Genomic DNA, 17,779 nt, shown 5'->3' with positions numbered 1-17,779 from the left:
AAAGTGAGGTTAGATGCCTTCGACTTGAACCGAGGTATTGGGAACAGTTGAAATGGTGCCGAGTTTCCTGATGTGGTTTTCAACCACATCCCAGATCTGGGGACCTTCAGTGTCTTCGTTAACGCTGGCCCAGCCCGCTACAGTGTAGGTCTTGGATGGGTCAATTTTTTCACCGGTTTTCAGCAGCGTCATCTCGGTGATGCGATCGCCCTGCGGTTTGGTCACATCGATGCGATAACCGAGCCCCCCTACACGGACCATATCACCACCCTGCTGGTAGTAAGGATCCGGATTGAACAGGTTGTCAGCCACGTCTTCCAGAATGACATGAATAAACTCACCGGTCATTTCGGTACGATAGGCCTCGCCATAAGACATCGACGTAACGTTAAAGATGTCCTCGCGTGTAATCGCCTGTCCCGGCAGGATCGATGGCCCCCAGCGTACGCCCGGCGACATGGCAATATCCGCCTCACGTTCGGACATCAGTGCGTCACAGATCAGGTCGTCCCACGTACCATTGAAGTTGCCGCGACGATACAGCAGCGAGTCATCGTCCGTATGGCCAATCACCTCTTCCAGGTCCGCCTTGTAAGGCGCCCGCTGCTCTTCGATCAATTTGGTTACAGTGGCGTCTGGCGCAATGACATCTGCAAAAATAGGGATCAGCTTGTGTTTATAGCCCATCATCTTGCCATCGCGAATGTCGAGATCAACCCGGGATACGAATTTGCCATTGGAGCCAGAGGCCACAATCACGGTTTGACCAACGAGCACTGGCTCGGGCAACGCGTCATGGGTATGACCTGACAGGATCACATCAATACCGTTGACAACGCCTGCCATTTTCTTATCGACGTCAAAACCGTTGTGAGACAGCACCACGACACATTCAGCCCCTTTGGCACGGACCTCATCGACCATCTTTTGCATATTCTCGTCACGGATACCGAACGAATATTCCGGGAACATCCAGCCCGGGTTGGCAATTGGCATATAGGGGAAGGCCTGACCAATCACCGCCACCTTCACACCGCCAGTCTCATAGAATTTGTACGGCTTGAACAGCTCGGCAGGTTCATCCCACTCGGCATCAAAGATATTTTGCCCCAATGCGACAAACGGCAGCTCTTCGACGATTTGGTTGACCCGCTCGGACCCCAACGTGAATTCCCAGTGAAAGGTCATTGCGTCTGGCTTAAGCGCGTTCATAACGTTGACCATGTCCTGGCCTTCGGTTTTGTAACAGGTGTACGAGCCGTGCCATGTGTCACCACCGTCTAACAACAATGCGTCAGGCCGTTCCGCCCGGATAGAGTTGATAACGGTTGAGACGCGATCCAGCCCTCCAACGCGGCCATAGGACTGTGCCAATGCGGAAAAGTCATCATAGGTCAGCGCATAAGCCGAAGGCGAACCATCAGCGATTCCATAGGCTTTGCGGAAATCTGCACCGGTAATATGTGGCATCTGACCATTGGCGGCCCCGATCCCCATGTTGACCGAAGGCTCGCGGAAATAAATCGGGTTTAGCTGGCCGTGTATGTCTGTGACATGGATCAGGCTAACGTTACCGTAGATGTCAAACTGAAGCAGTTGATCCTGTGTCAGCGATTGTTGCGCCGCAAGACGTGACCAATTGCCAAAGCCCGAAGCACCAACCATGGCCGAAGCCGCCATTGAGACCTGAAGAAAATCACGACGTGAGATCATGGGGATCTGCCTTCACTTTAACACAAGCTACATATTCGCATGTGTGAATATTGATAAGAGGAGGATACCCCGCATCCCAAATTGGAACGCGGGGTAAGGTGTTTTAGTTACGAACCGCTGGTGCTTCGACCGAGAGACCATTGCCGCGTGAAGCAACATAGAGCTCAAGCGCAACAAACTCTGAAGAACCAGGTTTGTATGTTTCTGCACGTGTATCACGGACACAGCCCTTAAAGCGAGCATGCGAGGTGTTCAGCTTGGCGTTTTTCAAACGGTAGGTTGGGAAACCGTTGATCTGCCCCTGCGACAAGTGGTCGGCGCGGATCATGTTGCCATAGTTTTCCTCGTGACAGTTGGCGCAGGACAGGTCCAGCTGACCAGTACGGGTATAGTACATCTCTTTACCCTCTTCCCAAGTCGACTGAGCAGGGCCATCGATGGCAACATCAACCGGCATGCCGCGTGACTGAACTGAGATCAGCGCCTCCATACCTGCCATATCGCCACCAGTGTACTTCCACTTGTCAGCGCCCATCTGGTTCACACGGCAGTCGTTGATCTGCATGGCCAGTGTACGAACTTCGCCGGCTGTTTCGTTCCACTTGGGATAGACAGCGCGGACACCTTTCATCGAGTCTTCGACATCGTCGTGGCACGATGCACAGGATTTGTCTTCAGTTCCTTCAACAGTGTCCCACTCGTCCTGCGCCAGATCAACAAAGATCATGCCCGGATTGTCGAAATCGTCAGTCTGCAACGACTGGGTCTCATCCTTACGGTAGAGCCAGCCCGAGTTGATTTCGTCCAGAACATCGGACAGGTGCGCTGGTGCAGCTGTCCGGGTGACCATGTTCAGGTCACCATTGACAACCAGTTCGGCGGTCTCGTCTGCGCTGGCAACTGAGCCGAAAGCAACGGCTGCCAGAGCGATGGCTGTGAGGGTTTTCCCCATTGGCTTTGTCATATACGTAGTCCTCCCTGAGCCGCGAAATCAGCCGATTGCGACAGATTTCGTAGTGTCGTAGACCGATCCGTCATCGTCATACCAAGTGAACACAAAGTCACCGGCCTCGGGCACTGTTGCCTCGAACTGAACGTAAGGGTTGGTCGAAATTGCCGGTTCCATAGTCATGTCCAGAACAGACTGACCGTTAAACTCAACCGTGAAACGGTTGATGATCGAACGCGGGATGAGGTTGCCCTCTTTGTCCTTGCGCTGACCACTTTCCATTTTGTGGCTGATCAGGGACTTGATGGTGATAACATCACCAGCTGCGGCCTTTTTGGGGACCTTGACGCGGGGTTTTACACCGGATGCCATATCTAATTCTCCTTAATTCGGGATCTGTGACTGGACGGCGATCAGCCGCCACAGCCCCCGATGGTCACTTTCACGGTCGAGCTGGCTTTGGCAAAAGAGCCATCTGCCAATTTGGCGATTGCAACAACATCCTGAGTACCGGCCAGACGGATCCGGGTAGAGGCTGATTGCGAACCGGCCATAGGACCGAAGTTGAACTGAGCAACGCCCGGTGTTGGGTTACCAGTTGCGACCAGCAAGATGGCGCTGGCGCCTGGTGCGCTGACTTCAACGGGAACAGTGTTGCCGTTTTCTGCGATTTCAGGTGCGGTCAAATCGATACCGGCATCACCCATATCGGCGCCACCAGTGAAGGTGGCGATGACGTCATCGGCTGCAGCATTAACGCTGAATGGCAGCACGGTAACTACCGCTGCGCCCAGGCCCAGAGCCAGGGTGTCGCGACGTGAGAATTCCATATTCTCTCTCCTTTGGAAATATTAGAGGCTGTAGGGGGACCCCTAGTGTATCACTCTTCTTTTAGTGTCGCCAAAAAGGCGATGACATCTTCGATCTCTTGCGCCGACAGGATCGGCGTCAGCGCCTCTTCAGCAGCTTTGCCGGTATAAGCGTTGCCTGGACGGGTGAAGCCATCCACCTTGTAGAAGGCAGGCATTACAGTACCGTCGAATGTCATTTTGGCATCGGTTAGCAAACCACGCAGTTCCGCTTCGCTCCAGCGCTCTCCAGCACCGTCAAGCGAGGGGCCTACTTCACCGTGGAATGGCACATCAGCCAATGCGGTGATGGCATGGCATGCTACGCAGTTGCCCTTGGATTTGGTGCCTGCAAGCATGGCGCCATTCATGGCATCGCCAGCTCCGCCGGTCAGCGACGCTGCAACCGCACCAGATTCGTCGTACTGAACGTCTTTCGGCGCTACTTCGCCGGCCAATGCTGCGCCGCCAATAAGGGCCGCAGCCAAAGTCAGAGATGTAAGTTTCATAGTTCCTCCCGTTAGCTGCCACGCTGTCTGACGTGCTTAGCTTTGCATACCGTAGGCTACCGATAGGCTAGAAGGCAACAACAAATTCACAAATTCGAATTGGTTCGAACTGTTCACAAAAACATCAACGCTGGTAACAGTAACGCGACGGAACTGTGCTCACCCCAGCGTGGAAGCACCCGGCAACCAGCCCAATAAGGCATAAGCAATCCACTGAACGCCACCAGTAACAATAAGCACCGCAAAGAGAATCAGCATCGCGCCCATCGCCTTTTCCACCATGACGACCAAGCTGCGATGACGGGACGCCCAAGCTAAAAATGGTCGCGCGAACAACGCAGCCAGAACAAAGGGAGAGGTCATTCCGATTCCATAGACCATCAGCAGCAAAGCGCCACGCCAGATATCACCCAGCCCTGATGCAATCATCAAGATTGCCGCCAATGCGGGCCCCACACATGGCGTCCAACCAAAGCCAAACGCCAATCCCATCATATAGGCCCCAACAACCGTTGTGGCCTGCCTGCGACTCTCAAGGCGCGCCTCCCGGTACAGAACCGGCACCTTAATCACGCCCAGAAAGTGAAGACCAAATACCAAAAGAATTGCAGCAGCCACATAAATCAGCGAATCTAAATACTGTCCAAACAACTGGCCCAGCGCAGAAGCCCCCATACCCAGCAGCATAAAGACACTGGTAACCCCGGCCGCAAAGCTAATCGCCGACACCAATAACCGCCGCTGTGCCCCCGGTGCGATCCCGCCATCATCACGCAACTCGCCCACTGTAAGCCCCCCCATGTAAGACAGGTAAAACGGGACCATTGGCAGCACGCAGGGCGTAAAAAAGCTAAGTAAACCGGCGAACAATGCGCCAAGCAGGGTAATTTCCAGCATGTCGGGTTTCCTCGAATGACCACCCAATAGAGACGTGAGGCAGCTTGCATTATTCACATATTCAAATTACATCATGGAATGCGCAACCACAAACGACAACAGGTGGACTATGGTCTTTCCAAGTGTTCTCTCGACCACCCGTCGAGCATTAACCGCAGCAATGGCTGCAGGGATACTGTTTACCCTGCCCGTTCAAGCTGCGGAATTGGTGATGGTAGAACAACCTAACTGTGAGTGGTGCGCACGCTGGGACGAGGAGATCGGCCCAATCTATCCCAAAACCAGTGAAGGCCGCTTTGCGCCCCTGCGGCGGATAAATCTGCGCGATCTGCCCGGTGAACTGGACGTTGCTCGCCGGGTTAACTTCACCCCAACATTCTTGATTGTCGAAGATCAACGTGAAATTGGCCGACTGGAAGGCTATCCAGGCGAAGATTTCTTTTGGCCGGTGATCGCTCAGTTGTTAAGTAAACATGCCGGGTACGTTGCAGAGGATGCAACGCCCACGGATCCCGGCAGCTAATGGCCCCGTTTCGCACGTCTGACGGTAAGTGCGAGCCCAGGTAAGGAGAAGACACATATGGCACTACCTCAGTTTTCCTCTGATATGGCTTCGGACGAATTGGACGCCATGGTCGATAATGCAACTCTGGCCTCCAATTTTTTGAAGGCGATCAGCCACGAAGGCCGTTTGATGATCCTGTGCCATCTGGTAACAGGCGAGAAATCAGTCACCGAGCTGGAAGATTTGCTGTCGGCCCGTCAGGCCGCCGTCTCGCAACAACTGTCGCGGTTGCGACTCGAGGGATTGGTGATTCCCCGCCGCGACGGCAAAGTGATCTACTATAGGCTGGCAGATGAACGCCCTCGGCGTATTCTTGAAGTGGTCTATGAATTGTTCTGCAAAAACGACTGATCCTCGGACAGCAGATCCAGAACCCGTTTGGCCACAGCCGTCTGCTCCGCAGGGGCGGCCTCTCCGGCCAGAACAATCGCGGCTTTCCACAATGCCCACCCCATAGCGCGCTGCCAGCAGGCCAGCCCTAGTGGTAAAGTCGACGCAAACTCTTTGCGGCAAGTTTTGTCCAGATGCGCCCAGGCAATCACCAGATCACAAGCTGGATCGCCTACCGCCATCAAACCGAAATCAACAGCGCCAGTCAGGCGCCCCTTAGTAGTCAGCAGATTCCCGGGTGCAACATCGCCATGCACCCAAACAGGTGGGGTTTGCCAAGAGCTGGTCAGGGCCTGCTCCCAGATCCGTAAAAAGCTGCTCTGACACTCTGTCTTAAGTTGGTCCAAGGCCGACAGGGTCTCAGTTTCGTAAACTCGCAGATCTCCGCCTCGGTAAAAGTTATCAACGCCGGGCGGCAGCAGACCACTTGGTGTAGGGCTCTGCTGCAGCTTACCGAGATATTGACCAAGGTCGCGCGCCAGAACCGGATCTGTAATCATCGCGGTAGCGTCAATTGGAGTACCTTCCACCCAATGCAAAATGGACCACGAATAGGGATATCCATGCCCAGCCCGCCCCATAGCATAATAGCGTGGCAACCGAACCGACGGTTGGGAAGTCAGCCGACATAGCCCCAGTTTTTCACGTTTGATCTGCGGTTCATATCGCTTCGCCGACGGCATACGCACCACATAGCCCTCACCTAGTCGAAAACTGCGGTTGTTCCAGCCTCCGGGCTGGATTGCCTCAATAGACAATCCGCTAAATTGGGGGAATTGATCATCGATAAGGGCCCTGACTTGCCTGTGTTCGACATCAATTCCGTCATCCATCAAAACTCTACCTTGCAAACAAACATTCAAAAAATGCACTATGTGCTTAGATATGACTTTGGCACCTACTGGGGGAACCCGTCCATGCTGGATTTCCTGACTGACAGTCAAACCGTTGCCATTATTGGTTTGACTGGTGGCCTTTTGCTGGGCCTTGCAGCACGACTGGGTCGGTTCTGCACTCTGGGTGCGATCGAAGATCTGTTATACGGCGGATCCAGCTTGCGTATGCGAATGTGGGTCCTTGCAATTGGTGTGGCCGTAATCGGCAGCTTTTCTTTGATCAGTCAGGGACTGTTAGACGAAACTGAAACCTTCTACCTGTCAATCCGCTGGATGCCTGCCGCCTCGATCTTAGGTGGTCTGATGTTCGGCTACGGCATGGCGCTGTCCGGCAACTGTGGATATGGAGCAATTGCTCGCCTAGGCGGAGGAGATCTCCGCAGCTTTGTCATTGTATTGGTGATGGGTGTTTCCACCTATGTTGCTTTAACTGGCCCTTTGGCACCTCTGCGCAATTACCTATTCTTGCAAGAATCCGTCACATCCGAATTGCCACCTGGCCTGATCCACCATGTGGCAGCCTTGACCGGTTTACCTCTGGCCGGACTTGGTATCAGCGCCGGTATTGCAATTGTCATCGCCGCTCTCTCAAATGCTGAATTCCGCCAAGATTATAGCGCGATATTCTGGTCGGTCGTGGTTGGGGTTGCCGTCGTTACGGGTTGGGCTGGCAGCTATTACATACACCTGAACGGGTTTGATGCCCTGCCGGTTGTCTCACATTCTTTTTCAGCCCCATTGGGCGAAACCATCTTATGGACCATGACCGGCAGCCTGCGACCGCTGTCCTTTGCGGTTGGATCGGTCGTAGGGGTTTGGGTCGGCGCCTTCGTTGGATCATTGATCAAAGGTCATTTTCGCTGGGAAGCCTGCGATGACCCGCGTGAGTTACGCCGCCAGATCATTGGCGCCGCTATCATGGGCGTGGGTGCGGTGGTCGCCATGGGCTGTACGATTGGACAGGGGTTATCTGCATTTTCGGTACTGTCGATATCGGCTCCAGTTACCTTCCTGGCAATTTTTGCCGGCGCTGCAATTGGCCTGCGTCAGCTCATTGAAGGCTTTAAGCTAACCAGTTAAAATCCCGATCTATGACTTCACGCCCCCACACGCATGTGTGACCCAAGCGGCCTGCTTTTTTGTTTAAAAGGACAGGACTTATTCGGAGTTGCACCATGAACCTGAAATTCCTTTTACCCACCGTCTTCTTTTGCGCTGTTGCCACCGGGTCTTTGGCTGGTAACCTCCAACCGCGTGAGGGTTGGGTGGTCCTGGAGACCACCAAAACGTATAGCGAGCTGATTGACGACGTGAAAACCGCCTCCAAGTCAAACGGCATGGGCATAGTCACTCAGGCAGGTCCAACCAAAGCCGCCGCAAATCGCGGCATTACCATCCCGGGTAACCGGGTCATTGGCATTTTCAACAATGATTTTGCGGTTAGGGTCCTTGCCACATCAACTGCGGCCATGATTGAGGCCCCAATCCGTCTCTATGTCACTGAAGAGACCGACGGCCTTGCAACCTTATCTTACAAAGTGCCCAGCCATATCTTTTCACCCTACTTCAGTGAGGGTGGCACAGAGCTAGTAATTCTTGCGGATGAACTGGATCATAAATTTCGCACAATCGCGCAGCAGGCGGCCGAGTAGCGAACCAAAACGGCGACTGATGGTACGCGCAACGTAAACCCAGCTTCAACGTGTTGCTATGCTTACATTTGGTCACACTGACGTGATTGGGCTTGCACCTAAGTCGCTACTCCGCAATCTCGCAATCTAGCGAGCAACGGAGAGCACATAATGACCACACCCACCCGCGCAGCGGATGTATTGGCCCGGCGGCTGTATCAGGCCGGTTGCCGTCATGCCTTTGGAATGCCAGGAGGTGAGGTACTAACGCTTGTGGATGCATTGCAGGCGGCTGGCATCACGTTCCACTTGGCCAAACACGAAAACTGCGCCGGATTCATGGGTGAAGCGGTCCATCACAGCGACGGTGCCCCAGCCATTTTGGTTGCCACCCTTGGCCCTGGTGCGCTGAACGGCGTCAATGTGGTTGCCAATGCTCATCAGGACCGGGTGCCAATGCTGGTGCTGACCGGCTGTGTCGATGCCGCTGAAGAACTCAACTACACTCACCAGGTGCTTGACCATCAAGCCGTTTTTGCACCGATCACCAAAGCAACGTTTCGTCTCAACGCCGAAGCAGCAAATTTGATCGCCGACAAGGCCGTTGCTATTGCAACAACCCCGCGTAACGGACCCGTTCATATTGATGTTCCAATATCTGTGGCCGATGCACCCGCCACAGACGGCGGCATCCGCCGCGCGCCTGCAAGTGCAACTGTGCCAGACGACACAGCCCTTGCGCAGGCGCGTGATTGGCTGTCCAGCAGCAAGCGGCCCATTGCTATTATCGGCTTGGATGCGCTGCAAGAACATGCTGGCGACGCAATCAAAGCCTTTCTGGAAACCTTCCAAATCCCTTTTATAACAACCTACAAGGCCAAGGGTATCCTGCCCGAGGACCACGCCTTATGTCTGGGTGGAGCAGGTTTGTCGCCGTTGGCCGACACTCACCTTCTGCCCCTTCTGCGCGATGCTGATCTGGTGGTCTGTATTGGCTATGACCCAATAGAAATGCGCCCCGGCTGGCGCGATGTCTGGGATTTAACCCGGCAAAACGTCATCGACATTACCCCAGAGCCTAACCTGCATTACATGCATCAGGCGCAGCTGAGTTTTATCACGGCCATCTCCGCTACACTGACGGCGCTAGGCGCGGGAACGACGACACGTGCCATTCGGGATGATGGTCAGCCCGAAGCCGCCAAGGCCGCGTTGAAAAAGGCTTTTCCTCAGGATGACAATTGGGGCCCAGCCGCTGTCATCGCAGAATCCCGTGCGGTGTTGCCAAAGGGGACGCTGGCCACAGCAGACAGCGGCGCCCACCGTATCCTTCTGTCGCAAATGTGGGACTGTGAAGAACCGCGTGGGCTGATCCAGTCTTCCGGGCTCTGCACTATGGGCTGTGCTGTGCCGATGGCCATTGGCCGCAAACTGGCGCAGCCTGATAGGCCCGTTATCAGTTTTTCCGGTGATGCCGGTTTCCTGATGGTGGCGGGTGAACTGGCTACTGCAGCAGAAATGCAGATCGCACCCATTTTTCTGGTTTTCGTCGACGCCAGCCTTGCGTTGATCGAATTGAAACAACGTCAACGACAAATGGCCAATGCAGCAGTGGATTTTGGTCGTCACGACTTTGCAGCTATGGGACGGGCCTTTGGGGGTAACGGTGTCACGGTACGCAATCGCAAAGAGTTGCGCGCAGCTTTGACTGATGCCATGACTGCGCAGCACTTTACTGTAATTGCAGCAGAAATTGAACCTGGAGGCTATGATGGCCGGATCTGAACTTTTGCCTCACGGCGCATTGCACGGAATCAAAGTCCTTGATCTGTCGCGTATTCTGGCTGGACCAACCTGCACCCAGCTGCTGGGTGATCTTGGTGCAACCGTGATCAAAGTGGAAAACCCAAAATCCGGCGGTGACGACACCCGCCAGTGGGGGCCGCCCTATGTAACGGATAAAGATGGCAACGACACGGATATGTCGGCCTATTTCATGTCTGCCAACCGCAACAAACAATCGGTGGCCATTGATATTGCCAGTGCGGATGGGCAGCAGTTCATCCGAAAGCTGGCCGCACAAGCGGACATACTGATCGAAAACTTCAAACCCGGCGGGTTGAAGAAATACGGCTTGGATTATGACAGCCTCAAAGGTGAATTTCCCCGGCTGATCTATTGTTCGATTTCAGGATACGGCCAGACCGGTCCGCACTCCCATAAACCTGGCTACGATCTTATGGCCCAGGGGTATGGCGGGCTCATGTCACTTACCGGAGAGCCTAAGGGCGAACCGATGAAGGTCGGTGTAGGCATCGCGGATGTGATGTGCGGCATGTATGCAACCGTTGGCATCCTTGCAGCCTTACGTCACCAAGATCAAACTGGCGAAGGTCAACAGGTTGATATTGCGTTGGTGGACAGTCAGATTGCCTGGCTGATCAACGAAGGCGTCAACTATTTGACCTCAGGGGACCTGCCTAAACGGCGAGGCAATGGTCACCCAAACATCGTGCCCTACGGCGTTTACCAGACCGCTGATGGTCACGTGATTCTGGCCGTGGGAAACGACAGCCAGTTTGGCCGGTTCCTCGAATTTCTAGGTCTGCAAGGATTGGCTAGTGATCCTCGATTTGCAACCAATCCGGCCCGGCTCGAACATCGGTTGGCGCTGGATGATGTATTGATCCCAGCCGTACAACGCCACACAACTCAAGACATGATCTCTGCGATGGAAGCCCGCAAAGTTCCTGCCGGGCCGGTACAGGATTTGGAGACACTCTTTAATTCGGATCAAGTGGCAGCACGCGGTATGAAAATTGAAATGCAATCGGATGCTGGACCGGTACATTTAATCGGTAATCCGCTGAAGCTCTCGCGGACCCCGGTGACCTACCGACATGCCCCGAAGAGCTGTGGTGCTGACAGCGACGAGATTCTGTCCTCTGAAAGCCCGTTTAACATCTGAGCCCAAACAGCCTGCCACATTTTAGCAGGTCAAGTGTTACAGAAATGAACAAAGCCGCGTCCCTGCCTGCACGCAAATGCAGTAAGGGGGCGCGGCTTTGGCGTAAAACCCCTTTTCATTGACATAAACCGCAACAATTTCGGTGCAGATACACACGCCCCTTCACCAATGCGAGAGCGGGCGTCGCCGGCAGCACAGCCATGATTTAAAGTTCTCCCAAACAATAGCAAAACCTGTATTCGCAAAGATGGGACCCATTATGATGCAAGATATCTTTGGACAAGACACCAGCCTGACAGAACAGTCTGCACTTCGCGACTGGAATTCCGTGCAGATGGGGGTTCTTGCCCATGCGGCCGCAACGCCGACACATCTAATGGCCTTATTGTCCGCAGAGCCTGGGTTTGCCTTGGGTCAGGCCTGCAAGGGTATGTTCTATTTGCTGTTAGGGCGCTCAGAGTTAATCAGCATAGCACAAGAGGCTCTTACTGCAGCTAAAGCAGGTTATGATAGCGCCCTCCCCCGTGAACGACTGTATATCGAAGCGTTAGAAACCTGGCTGTCCGGGCGGCCTTCGGGCGCCATCGCCAAAATGGAACACATACTTCGCAGCCACTCCGAAGATGCGCTGGCCATGAAATTGAGCCATTCGATCCGGTTTATACTTGGCGATGCGGCGGGCATGCGGCGTTCCATTGAACGGGTCATGCCGTCATATGCCCCAGAACACGCCGGTCGGGGGTATTTGCTCGGATGTCACGCCTTTGCGCTTGAAGAAACCGGATCGTATGAAAAAGCTGGGATTGCTGGGCGACAGGCTCTGTGGTTGGCACCTGATGACGCCTGGGGACTACACGCGGTTGCGCATGTACATGACATGACTGGCAATGCCTCAGCTGGGCTGGAATGGCTGCAAGGGCGAGAAGCGGCCTGGGCCCATTGCAACAATTTTCGCTACCACGTCTGGTGGCACAAGGCGCTGATGCATCTGGATTTGGGCCAGATTGATCAAGTGTTTGACCTATATGATCACGAAATCCGCAAAGACAAAACCGACGACTATCGCGACATCTCCAATGCAACGTCCCTTCTGATGCGATTGCAACTTGACGGAATAAACGTCGGCAACCGCTGGGAAGAACTGTCAGAACTTTCTGCCAACCGAACCGAGGACGGCTGCTTAATATTTGCTGATCTGCATTATCTGCTGGCGCTGGCCGGTCATGACCAGCAAAGCGCCACCAACCGACTGGTGAAGCGTATCCATGCGGATGCGCAAAACCGTCCCGACGACATGGGACAACGCATGGCAGACCCTGGGTGCGCAATGGCATCCGGCCTCGAAGCCTTTGGGGACGGTGATTATATCGGTGCTTTCAACCACCTATCTCATGCCCACGGGTCGCTACAGCTGGCTGGGGGTAGCCATGCCCAACGTGATGTGTTTGAACGCATCACAATTGATGCAGGCCTGCGCGCCGGACGACTGGACGCAGTTGAAACACTCTTGGATGACCGCCGTGCAAAACGCGGTGGTGCTGAGGACAATTACGCATTGGCACGACGGAATTTGATTACCGCAGGTCGTGGCAGTGATAGTGCGCACAGCGTGCCTGCAGAATAATTTGAAAGGCATTTAATTCAGATGGCCCCTTCACTGCCTCAGCCAGACATTCAGGTTACCTCTCTGCCCAATGCAGCCGCCAATCAGGCAGCGGCGCCGGTACAAGCCCCCAATCGAAGCCGCGATCCAAGACTCGATTTTTATCGCGGCATCGCGATGTTCATCATTCTGACGGCCCATATCCCCGGCAACCGCTGGACCGGCTGGATTCCGGCCCGGTTTGGTTTCTCTGATGCCACCGAGATTTTTGTGTTTTGCTCGGGTATGGCCTCGGCAATTGCTTTCGGCGGGTCCTATTCCCGGCGTGGCTGGATGATGGGATCTGCCCGTGTTGGTTTCCGTGTCTGGCAAGTATTTTGGGCCCATATCGGGTTATTTTTCTTTATTGCCATGATGATGGCTGCACTGGACACCTATGGCGGGTTTGAGAAAAACTATGTCAATTCACTAAACCTTGGGCATTTCTTCAAAGACACGATGCCCCAACTCGTGGGGCTGTTCACCCTGACCTACGTGCCGAACTATTTTGACATTCTACCGATGTATCTGGTGGTCCTGGGGTTGATGCCACTGTTGATGGCTATGGAGAAAATTAGCCTATGGGCAGTGGCTGCAACCTCAATCGCGATTTGGCTGGCGGCCAATCCCTACGTCATTGGATTGGGCCCAGATGGGCTGGCCCTGCCTGCTGAACCCTGGTCTGATCGTAAGTGGTTTTTCAATCCATTTGGTTGGCAATTGCTGTTTTTCACTGGCTTTGCCTTCATGAAAGGTTGGCTACCCAAACCACCAGTGACCAAGCTTCTCATTGCTGCGGCTATTTGTTTTGTGGTGTTCTCGGCCCCGTTTGGTGCCTGGAAAGTATTCCGCTGGGTTGAAGCCTGGAACCCAGATCTGGCAGATACAATCCACCCGGTCTGGTCCCTGACCAGCGAATGGCGCAACAAAAGCGATTTTGGCCTGCTGCGGTTTATCCACTTTTTATCGTTGGCCTATCTGGGCTGGGTTATTGCTGGCGACGGAGGCAAGCGCTTGATCGCGTCTGGTCACTCCCTTGGGGCCCGAATCTGGGCGGTGTTGCTCAAACTGATCACCAAGGTTGGTCAACAGTCTCTGGCCGTGTTTGTGTTCTCGATGGCATTGGCCCGTCTGATCGGGTTCGCACTGGATCAGACAGATCGCGCAATCACCACCACTGCCATTGCGAACTTGCTTGGATATGGTCTGATTATTCTAGTCGCTTTTGCCGCTGCTTGGTTCAAGTCTCAACCCTGGAGGGCAAAGCGATGACCCCCTTGTCACGCCGCTCGTTTCTAGCTGCTGCCCTAGCCAGCACATCTGTTCTGGCAATGCCCGCCCATGCCACTGGAATTCCGGCATTTTCGCGCGACACTGTGACCGCGTTGGCTCGTGAACTGGCTACCCGCAGCTATGCGCCGCGGGCTAAAGTTCCTCAGGACTGGCTTGATATTTCTTATCAGGATTATCAGACCAGATGGTTCCGCAACAGTGACGCCCTGTGGGCGGGTACCCCAAGCAGCTATAATGTCGATTTTTTCCTGCCGGGGCTGTATTTTCCACGCGCGGTTCAGATCAATACTGTGGACAACAATACCTCTGAACTGGTGCCTTTTGATCTGTCGCTATTCGACAAAACCGACAAGGCGCCGGACTTAAGCGAGAAGGGGAATCTGGGTTATTCAGGCCTTCGTTTGCGTACAGAACTTGACCAGCCCGGGCTAAAAAACGAGTTTTGCGTGTTTCAGGGGGCCAGCTATTTTAGAGCTATTGGCCTCGCCAATACCTACGGACTATCCGCCCGCGGATTGGCCCTTAAAACTGGCGATCCAATGGGAGAGGAGTTCCCGGAATTCATCGAATTCTGGCTGGAAACCCCAGCCCCCGGCCAGCGCAACATTGTGCTCCACGCGCTGATGGACAGCCCCTCGGTTAGCGGGGCCTACCGGTTTGACATCCTGCCTGGCGAAAACTGCACAATGGATGTTGAGGCAACCCTGTTTGCCCGCAATGAGCTGACCCATGTGGGATTGGGGCCTCTGACTTCTATGTTCCTGTTTGACCAGACCAACCGAAACCATTTCGACGACTTTCGCCCTGCCGTGCACGACAGCGAAGGTTTGTTGATCCACAATGGCAACGGCGAGGTCTTATGGCGACAGCTCGCCAACCCCAAACACTTGCAAATCTCATCCTTCGTTGATGAGAACCCGCATGGCTTTGGTCTGATGCAGCGGTCCCGTAAGTTTTCCGACTTCGCGGATCTTGAGGCCAATTACCACAAGCGACCCTGCCTTTGGGTCGAACCCAAGGGCAACTGGGGCCAAGGCGCTGTAACTCTGGTCGAAATTCCAGCAGACCAGGAGATTTATGACAACATCGTCGCCTACTGGCGCCCGCGAGAGGCCTATGCGGCAGGAGCGCAAGTGGATCTGTCTTACCGGCTGCACTGGGGGCATGAACCAGACCTGCATTTGCCACGCGTGATTAACACTGCGGCTGGCGCGCGAGTTTTTGGCACACCTGGTCGTATCGTGACACTGGATTTTGCCAATCACTCTTTGCTTGATGGCAACCCTGACGAATTCGACCTTCTTATCTCCTCTCCACATGTGGATACCAGCAAAGGGGTATTGCAACGCAACCCAGAAACCGGCGGCTTGAGGCTGGCGTTTTCATTTGAACCCGAAGAGAAAACCCTGGTGGAGTTGCGGGCACAGCTCCGCAAAAACGGAGCCGCGGCCTCTGAGGTTTGGTTATACCGGTGGACCACATGAGCCGCCCTGCCCTGATGCCACCGGAGCAGCCGCTTGCAATGCCCGCTCAGGATTTTGCAACGCATTTTCACGACAGTGCGGCGCCAGGTCAAAGCGCTCCGCAGTCTGTCGCGCTGTGGCGTCTGCTGGCATTTTCTCCGGCCATGGTCGGCACTGGTCTACTGACCTGGGTCATGCAGGATTGGTTTGCAGATGGCGGATTTTCAGGGTTAGAAATCGTGCTTCTGGTGCTGATCGCATTTAATTTTTTCTGGATATGTTTCACCGTATCTACGGTGTTGCTGGGTCTGTACTCGCTGTCTCAACGCCCCAAGACTCGTCGCTTAGCCCCAGCCAACAAGATGAAGGTGGCATTGTTAATGCCAGTCTATAACGAGGTTCCATGGTATGTTCTGGGAAATGCCCAAACCATGCTCGAAGAGTTGCGAAGGCGTAGCGGCGTACATGATTACGCCATGTTTATCCTGTCTGACACCCGCGACGATGCAATTGCAGCGCAAGAGTTGATTTCAGTGAATGCGTTGCGTGCAATGCTGCCACCAGAGATCGAACTGTATTATCGCCGTCGCGATCAAAACATCGACCGTAAGGTCGGCAATATTGCCGATTGGGTTGGTCGATGGGGTTCTGGGTATGAGGCCATGCTGATACTGGATGCAGACAGTCTGATGACCGGGCGTGCAATCACGCGATTGGCCAATGCACTATCGCGTGATCGCGGTGCAGGGTTGATCCAAAGTTTTCCACAGCTGATCGGAGCACAATCAGTGTTTGGTCGAATGCAACAGTTTGCAAACGGCGTGCATGGCGCGGCGCTGGCAGAGGGCTTGGCGCGTTGGGTCGGGCATGAAGGCAATTACTGGGGTCACAACGCCATCATCCGCACCCGCGCATTTGCGGCCTGCGCTGGTCTTCCTCATCTGCGCAGCCGGTTAGGTCGTAGCAGCAAACTAATAATGAGCCATGATTTTGTTGAGGCTGGACTCTTACGTCGCGCAGGCTGGTCAGTCCGTTTTCTACCCCGCATTCGCGGATCATACGAGGAAACTCCGCCAACGCTGATTGATCACATCCAACGTGATCGCCGCTGGTGCCAGGGAAATTTGCAGCACTTGAACCTGTTGGGCTCACGCGGGTTTCGAGCCATTTCCAGGTTCCACCTCCTGCACGGTGCGATTGGTTACCTTATGGCCCCTATTTGGTTTGCCCTTTTGGTGATCTGGGCCCTTATTGGCCGGGGCGAAGAGGCCTCGGTGCTGACCTATTTCAGCGAGGCCAATCCCCTGATGCCATCCTGGCCAGATATGAGCGAGCCACGCCATGTGCTGGTGATCCTGCTCATCTACGCCATGCTCCTCGCCCCCAAACTGCTGGCAATTGCAGCCTTGCCACTAACGGGTAGTCGCTTTGCTGACTATGGCGGGGCTGGCCCCTTTGCCTTGTCCTTTGTGTCTGAAATACTGTTGGCCATTCTCTATGCGCCAATTCTGATGGTGCAACAGATGATTGCCGTAATCCGAACAACCCTGGGGTTGCAACGTGGCTGGGCACCCCAAGCCCGGGATGGCGGGCAGTATAGTTGGCGTACTCTGATAATCTGTCATGCTCTGGAAACCATCAGCGGCATTGCGTTATGGGCAGGAATTCTAACTGGCATGGTTTCACTATGGCTGCTGCCGATTGCGCTATCTCTGGTGTTAGCGGTGCCATTGTCAGCTTTGTCCGGACTACCGGTTCTGCGTCGGATCAATTTTTGGATGGGCACCCGCGAGGTGATCACCGAACCTCAGATTACCCGCACGGCCCGCACGCACAGAACCAGCCTTAGAAACATCCTTGAAGGTGGCAGCCCAAGTTCCAGCGCCGCAGAATAGCGGCTCATCAATAAAGACTGACGGCTTAAGGTTTCAAAGGTTCCCGACGGCAATGATAGATCCGACAGCATAGCAACCGTTGGTTACTATGCTGTCGACCCAACCAAAGAAGCGGCGCGA

17 protein-coding genes are annotated in these 17,779 nt (G+C 54.4%); 10 read left to right on the top strand and 7 right to left on the bottom strand.

Going from position 1 to position 17,779, the window contains the following annotated elements; genetic code table 11:
• Positions 1–9: 9 nt before the first annotated feature.
• The 6 genes from soxB to FEE96_RS16030 form a co-directional block, all read right to left on the bottom strand.
• On the bottom strand, positions 10–1,713 hold the full coding sequence (gene soxB / locus FEE96_RS16055) for a thiosulfohydrolase SoxB (RefSeq protein WP_138164140.1): 1,704 nt from the start codon (positions 1,711–1,713) through the stop codon (positions 10–12).
• A gap of 103 nt (positions 1,714–1,816) precedes the next feature.
• Positions 1,817–2,677 carry a sulfur oxidation c-type cytochrome SoxA gene (soxA, locus tag FEE96_RS16050; protein ID WP_245226997.1) on the bottom strand — a complete coding sequence of 287 codons (861 nt, stop codon included), beginning with the start codon at positions 2,675–2,677 and terminating at the stop codon, positions 1,817–1,819.
• 27 nt (positions 2,678–2,704) lie between these two features.
• On the bottom strand, positions 2,705–3,034 hold the full coding sequence (gene soxZ / locus FEE96_RS16045) for a thiosulfate oxidation carrier complex protein SoxZ (protein ID WP_138164139.1): 330 nt from the start codon (positions 3,032–3,034) through the stop codon (positions 2,705–2,707).
• Positions 3,035–3,075: 41 nt separating this feature from the next.
• Positions 3,076–3,492: a thiosulfate oxidation carrier protein SoxY gene (gene soxY / locus FEE96_RS16040; RefSeq protein ID WP_138164138.1), complete on the bottom strand. Its 417-nt coding sequence runs from the start codon at positions 3,490–3,492 to the stop codon at positions 3,076–3,078.
• A gap of 50 nt (positions 3,493–3,542) precedes the next feature.
• The gene (soxX, locus tag FEE96_RS16035) at positions 3,543–4,019 is read right to left on the bottom strand and encodes a sulfur oxidation c-type cytochrome SoxX (RefSeq protein ID WP_138164137.1); all 477 of its coding nucleotides are present in this window, start codon (positions 4,017–4,019) and stop codon (positions 3,543–3,545) included.
• Between the two features lie 159 nt (positions 4,020–4,178).
• Positions 4,179–4,916 carry a cytochrome c biogenesis CcdA family protein gene (locus tag FEE96_RS16030; protein ID WP_138164136.1) on the bottom strand — a complete coding sequence of 246 codons (738 nt, stop codon included), beginning with the start codon at positions 4,914–4,916 and terminating at the stop codon, positions 4,179–4,181.
• A 109-nt stretch (positions 4,917–5,025) separates the two neighbouring features.
• Here FEE96_RS16030 and FEE96_RS16025 point away from each other — a divergent pair, with 109 nt between their 5' ends.
• Complete coding sequence (locus FEE96_RS16025) at positions 5,026–5,439, top strand: thioredoxin domain-containing protein (protein WP_138164135.1); 414 nt, start codon at positions 5,026–5,028, stop codon at positions 5,437–5,439.
• Positions 5,440–5,496: 57 nt separating this feature from the next.
• Complete coding sequence (locus FEE96_RS16020) at positions 5,497–5,832, top strand: ArsR/SmtB family transcription factor (protein ID WP_138164134.1); 336 nt, start codon at positions 5,497–5,499, stop codon at positions 5,830–5,832.
• Here FEE96_RS16020 and FEE96_RS16015 read toward each other — a convergent pair.
• Positions 5,805–6,704, bottom strand: a complete 900-nt coding sequence (locus tag FEE96_RS16015; RefSeq protein ID WP_138164133.1) for an aminoglycoside phosphotransferase family protein — start codon at positions 6,702–6,704, stop codon at positions 5,805–5,807. The two genes, FEE96_RS16020 and FEE96_RS16015, sit on opposite strands and share 28 nt — an antisense overlap.
• Before the next feature lie 84 nt (positions 6,705–6,788).
• Here FEE96_RS16015 and FEE96_RS16010 point away from each other — a divergent pair, with 84 nt between their 5' ends.
• The 8 genes from FEE96_RS16010 (at position 6,789) to mdoH (ending at position 17,659) form a co-directional block, all read left to right on the top strand.
• Positions 6,789–7,847 carry a YeeE/YedE family protein gene (locus FEE96_RS16010; protein WP_138164132.1) on the top strand — a complete coding sequence of 353 codons (1,059 nt, stop codon included), beginning with the start codon at positions 6,789–6,791 and terminating at the stop codon, positions 7,845–7,847.
• A gap of 95 nt (positions 7,848–7,942) precedes the next feature.
• Positions 7,943–8,419, top strand: a complete 477-nt coding sequence (locus tag FEE96_RS16005; protein WP_138164131.1) for a DUF302 domain-containing protein — start codon at positions 7,943–7,945, stop codon at positions 8,417–8,419.
• Positions 8,420–8,569: 150 nt separating this feature from the next.
• Entirely contained in the window at positions 8,570–10,183 is a 1,614-nt protein-coding gene (locus tag FEE96_RS16000; RefSeq protein ID WP_138164130.1) for a thiamine pyrophosphate-binding protein, read from the top strand.
• Positions 10,170–11,366 carry a CaiB/BaiF CoA transferase family protein gene (locus FEE96_RS15995; RefSeq protein WP_138164129.1) on the top strand — a complete coding sequence of 399 codons (1,197 nt, stop codon included), beginning with the start codon at positions 10,170–10,172 and terminating at the stop codon, positions 11,364–11,366. Before FEE96_RS16000 ends, FEE96_RS15995 begins: the two co-directional genes overlap by 14 nt.
• Before the next feature lie 259 nt (positions 11,367–11,625).
• Positions 11,626–12,990, top strand: coding sequence for a tetratricopeptide repeat protein (locus FEE96_RS15990; RefSeq protein WP_138164128.1), 1,365 nt, complete (start codon positions 11,626–11,628; stop codon positions 12,988–12,990).
• A 21-nt stretch (positions 12,991–13,011) separates the two neighbouring features.
• Positions 13,012–14,280, top strand: coding sequence for an OpgC family protein (locus FEE96_RS15985; protein ID WP_138164127.1), 1,269 nt, complete (start codon positions 13,012–13,014; stop codon positions 14,278–14,280).
• On the top strand, positions 14,277–15,785 hold the full coding sequence (locus FEE96_RS15980) for an OpgD/OpgG family glucan biosynthesis protein (RefSeq protein ID WP_138164126.1): 1,509 nt from the start codon (positions 14,277–14,279) through the stop codon (positions 15,783–15,785). Before FEE96_RS15985 ends, FEE96_RS15980 begins: the two co-directional genes overlap by 4 nt.
• Complete coding sequence (gene mdoH / locus FEE96_RS15975) at positions 15,782–17,659, top strand: glucans biosynthesis glucosyltransferase MdoH (protein ID WP_138164125.1); 1,878 nt, start codon at positions 15,782–15,784, stop codon at positions 17,657–17,659. The genes FEE96_RS15980 and mdoH overlap by 4 nt, the downstream gene beginning before the upstream one ends.
• Positions 17,660–17,779: the final 120 nt, after the last annotated feature.

The sequence above is a fragment of the Parasedimentitalea maritima genome, assembly GCF_005771405.1.
GTDB lineage: Bacteria > Pseudomonadota > Alphaproteobacteria > Rhodobacterales > Rhodobacteraceae > Parasedimentitalea > Parasedimentitalea maritima.
Note: the sequence above shows the minus strand (reverse complement) of the source record. Positions and strands in the feature narration are given on the sequence as shown.

What these genes read in the sequence shown, in the direction of transcription:
- soxZ (WP_138164139.1), bottom strand. Translation starts at nt 3,034, where the DNA reads ATGGCATCCGGTGTAAAACCCCGCGTCAAGGTCCCCAAAAAGGCCGCA.
- soxY (WP_138164138.1), bottom strand. Translation starts at nt 3,492, where the DNA reads ATGGAATTCTCACGTCGCGACACCCTGGCTCTGGGCCTGGGCGCAGCG.
- soxB (WP_138164140.1), bottom strand. Translation starts at nt 1,713, where the DNA reads ATGATCTCACGTCGTGATTTTCTTCAGGTCTCAATGGCGGCTTCGGCC.
- FEE96_RS15985 (WP_138164127.1), top strand. Translation starts at nt 13,012, where the DNA reads ATGGCCCCTTCACTGCCTCAGCCAGACATTCAGGTTACCTCTCTGCCC.
- FEE96_RS15995 (WP_138164129.1), top strand. Translation starts at nt 10,170, where the DNA reads ATGGCCGGATCTGAACTTTTGCCTCACGGCGCATTGCACGGAATCAAA.
- FEE96_RS16020 (WP_138164134.1), top strand. Translation starts at nt 5,497, where the DNA reads ATGGCACTACCTCAGTTTTCCTCTGATATGGCTTCGGACGAATTGGAC.
- FEE96_RS16005 (WP_138164131.1), top strand. Translation starts at nt 7,943, where the DNA reads ATGAACCTGAAATTCCTTTTACCCACCGTCTTCTTTTGCGCTGTTGCC.
- FEE96_RS16000 (WP_138164130.1), top strand. Translation starts at nt 8,570, where the DNA reads ATGACCACACCCACCCGCGCAGCGGATGTATTGGCCCGGCGGCTGTAT.
- FEE96_RS15990 (WP_138164128.1), top strand. Translation starts at nt 11,626, where the DNA reads ATGATGCAAGATATCTTTGGACAAGACACCAGCCTGACAGAACAGTCT.
- FEE96_RS16015 (WP_138164133.1), bottom strand. Translation starts at nt 6,704, where the DNA reads ATGGATGACGGAATTGATGTCGAACACAGGCAAGTCAGGGCCCTTATC.
- soxX (WP_138164137.1), bottom strand. Translation starts at nt 4,019, where the DNA reads ATGAAACTTACATCTCTGACTTTGGCTGCGGCCCTTATTGGCGGCGCA.
- soxA (WP_245226997.1), bottom strand. Translation starts at nt 2,677, where the DNA reads ATGACAAAGCCAATGGGGAAAACCCTCACAGCCATCGCTCTGGCAGCC.
- mdoH (WP_138164125.1), top strand. Translation starts at nt 15,782, where the DNA reads ATGAGCCGCCCTGCCCTGATGCCACCGGAGCAGCCGCTTGCAATGCCC.
- FEE96_RS15980 (WP_138164126.1), top strand. Translation starts at nt 14,277, where the DNA reads ATGACCCCCTTGTCACGCCGCTCGTTTCTAGCTGCTGCCCTAGCCAGC.
- FEE96_RS16025 (WP_138164135.1), top strand. Translation starts at nt 5,026, where the DNA reads ATGGTCTTTCCAAGTGTTCTCTCGACCACCCGTCGAGCATTAACCGCA.
- FEE96_RS16010 (WP_138164132.1), top strand. Translation starts at nt 6,789, where the DNA reads ATGCTGGATTTCCTGACTGACAGTCAAACCGTTGCCATTATTGGTTTG.
- FEE96_RS16030 (WP_138164136.1), bottom strand. Translation starts at nt 4,916, where the DNA reads ATGCTGGAAATTACCCTGCTTGGCGCATTGTTCGCCGGTTTACTTAGC.